Raw genomic sequence first — 3,052 nt, 5'->3', positions numbered from 1 at the left:
GCGCCGTTGTCGCCCATGATGGCGACATGCTCGCCCTTGCGCAGCTCGAAGTTCGCGCCTTCCAGCGCATGCACGCCGCCATAGCGCTTGGTCAGGTTTTCGGTCTTCAGGACGATGTCTGACATGGTCATGCCCTCATTGCCCGCAGGCGTTGGCGCCACTGGTCGAGAACCACCGCACCGACGATGATCACGCCCTTGACCATCTCCTGGTAGTAGGCGTCGAGGCGCAGGAAGGTGAAGCCGGAGATGATGACGCCGAAGATCAGCGAGCCGATCACCGTGCCGATGATCGAGCCGCGGCCGCCCGACAGCGAGACCCCGCCGATGACCGCCATGGCGATGGCGTCGAGTTCGTACATCACGCCCATGCCGGACTGCGCGGTCAGGTTCTTGGAGCTCAGCACCACGGCGGCGAGCGCGGCGAGAATGCCGGCGATGACGTAGACCAGGATCTTGTGATTGGCGATCTTGATGCCGGACATGCGCGCGGCGTCCTCGTTGGAGCCGATCGCGTAACAGTGCTTGCCGTACCTCGTATAGGTCATGATCAGCTGGAACAGGATGGCCAGCGACAGGAAGATGACGACCGGCATCAGGCCTTTGCCGATGCTGGCGAAACTCTCGGTGGGAAACGAGATCGGCTGGCCCTTGGACCACCATTTGGCGATGCCGCGCGCGGTCACCATCATGCCGAGCGTGGCGATGAATGGCGGAATGCGCGTGTAGGCGATCAGCGCGCCATTGACCAGGCCGGCGAAGAGGCCGCAGGCGATCGCCACCAGCAGCGGCACGATGACAGGCAGGTCGGTCCAGCCCTGCGCCAGGAACATCGCCTTGGGATTGGGGTTGCCGTTGACCGTCGCCACCTGGGCGAAGCTCATGGCGATCATGGCGGTCGCGCCGACGATCGAGCCCGAGGACAGGTCGATGCCGCCGGTGATGATGACCTGTGTCACGCCGATGGCGATGATGCCGACGATCGACACCTGCAGGATGATGATCTGCAGGCGCGCTTCGTTGAAGATGCCGCCGACATCGCTGCGTGTGTTGAACAGGAAGCTGTCGCCGAGAAAGATGCGGCCGATCAGTTCGAAGATGACGACGAGAATGACCAGGGCCAGGAAAACATTGAACTCGGCCGGCCATGTGCGCTTCTTCGCATCATAACCGACGCCGCCGACGCCATGAGATGTCTGTGCCACGTATTCTGTCCTCCATCAGCCGCGGTCGCCCTCGCGCCGTGCCGGCGCTGAGGGAGAGAGGGAGCGGCGCTGTCTTGATCGAGAGCGCCGCTCCGTATCGAACCGCTGGCGGCTCAGTTCTTCTTCAGGAACTTGTCGATGTTGGCTGGCGTCACCAGCTGGAAGGGCACGTAGACCTTGTGCTCGACCTTCTCGCCCTTGGAGAGCTTGAGCGCCGCATCGAGAGCGCCGGCGCCCTGGCCGGCCGCGTCCTGGAACACAGTTACGTCGAGGTCGCCCGCCTGCATGGCCGCCAGCGCGTCCTGGGTGGCATCGACGCCGCCGACGACAACCGCCTTCATGTCGATGTTGCCGGCCTTCATCGCCTGGATGGCGCCGATGGCGCTTTCGTCATTGTTGGCGATGACGCCATCGAACGGCTTGCCGGTCGAAAGCCAGTTGGTCATCAGGTTCTGCGCCTCGTCGCGGTTCCAGTTCGACGTCTGCTTGTCGATGATCTTGATGAAGCTGCAATCCGGCGTCGCGATCACATCGTCGATGTCCTTGGTGCGCTGCACGGCGGCCTGGTTGGAAAGCTCGCCCATGATCACATAGACATTGGCTTCCTTCTTGCCGGCTTCCTTGAACAGGCGGCAGACTTCCTTGGTCTCGAGCGTGCCGGAATCGGCTTCGTTCGAGGCGACGAAGGCCTGGTTGTCGGGCAGCGTGTCGACGTTGACCGGCTCGCGGTTGACATAGACCAGCGGGATCTTGGCTGCGGCGGCGGCATCCGACATCGCCTGCGTGGCCGAAGTGTCGACCGGGTTGACGATGATGGCGTCGACGCCCGAAGCGGCGAAGTTCTTGATCTGGTCAAGCTGCTTGGCAACGTCGTTCTGCGCGTCCTCGACCTGCAGCTCGACGCCGCTCATACCCTTGGCCTGCTCGATCATGCCGTTGCGCAGCACGGTCAGGAAGTTGTCGTCGAACTTGGCCATCGACACGCCAACCTTGGCGGCCAGGGCGGATGAACTCATCAGCGCCGCGAAGGCGACGCCTAAAATCAATTTCTTCATTGTGTTTCTCCTCCACATATTGGTGTCCGGTTTCACCGATTTATCCGGAATCCCCGATCTCCCCGGGGAATCTCTCCCTGATGTCGTTTCTATTCCGGGTGACGCTTGCCGTTGGCTGGAACGTCAAACCCTCTGTTTGAAACAGATATTCCGGAACGAAAGAACCAAAATATACAGATGATGAAATATTTATTCCATTTCACATCGGGGCGTCAAGGGCGATTCCGCGGCCTGCGGGCCGATTTACGCATCGCTCTGATGGATTCTATCATTTGCCTCGGCACCTTGCGCGGCGGCTGGCTAGATGTTTTCCGGCAGATAGATGTCGAAGGGCAGAAAGGTCTGGCCCGGAGCGTTGGCGGCGCCGGTTTCGATGGCATGCGCCATCAGGTCGACGAGCTCACGGCATAAAGCGGCGAGCGGGGTCGAGATCACCATGGTGAGGATGTTGTCGGCGAGCGCCGCGCGCGACTCGGCGTTGATCTCGTTGCAGACGACCACCGGCATGGTCGCGGGCTTCGCTGCCCGCAGCGCCGAGACCGCGCCTTCCATGCCACCGCCGGCGACGTAGCAGCCGGCAAGATCCGGATAGCGCGCCAGAAGATCGATCATCGCGTCATGGGTCACCTGGTTGGCTTCCAGATTGACCAGCGTTTCAAGCACGCTGAACTCCGGCGCATGCTCGCGGAAGAAGGAGCGAAAGCCGATCTCGCGCAGCTCATGGCCGTGGAAGCGGTGGCTGCCGACGAAGAGGGCGACCTTGCCGGGCCGCTTGGCTGCCTTGGAGATCATC

At 62.0% G+C, this 3,052-nt stretch carries 3 protein-coding genes and 1 pseudogene; all 4 read right to left on the bottom strand.

Going from position 1 to position 3,052, the window contains the following annotated elements:
- Nucleotides 1-125 (bottom strand): annotated as a pseudogene (locus ENZ74_RS35830) (sugar ABC transporter ATP-binding protein); the annotation flags it as partial.
- Nucleotides 126-127: 2 nt separating this feature from the next.
- Nucleotides 128-1,204, bottom strand: a complete 1,077-nt coding sequence (locus ENZ74_RS27020; protein WP_013528362.1) for an ABC transporter permease — start codon at nt 1,202-1,204, stop codon at nt 128-130.
- 113 nt (nt 1,205-1,317) lie between these two features.
- Entirely contained in the window at nt 1,318-2,259 is a 942-nt protein-coding gene (locus ENZ74_RS27015; protein ID WP_024502009.1) for a sugar ABC transporter substrate-binding protein, read from the bottom strand.
- A 300-nt stretch (nt 2,260-2,559) separates the two neighbouring features.
- The coding region (locus ENZ74_RS27010) for a substrate-binding domain-containing protein (protein WP_164761241.1) at nt 2,560-3,052 on the bottom strand (493 nt) is incomplete at its 5' end.

This window comes from Mesorhizobium sp. M7A.F.Ca.CA.002.15.2.1, assembly GCF_003998715.1.
Taxonomy (GTDB): domain Bacteria; phylum Pseudomonadota; class Alphaproteobacteria; order Rhizobiales; family Rhizobiaceae; genus Mesorhizobium; species Mesorhizobium ciceri.
The sequence above is the reverse complement of the archived record's forward strand: the minus strand, read 5'-3'. Positions and strand labels throughout refer to the sequence as shown.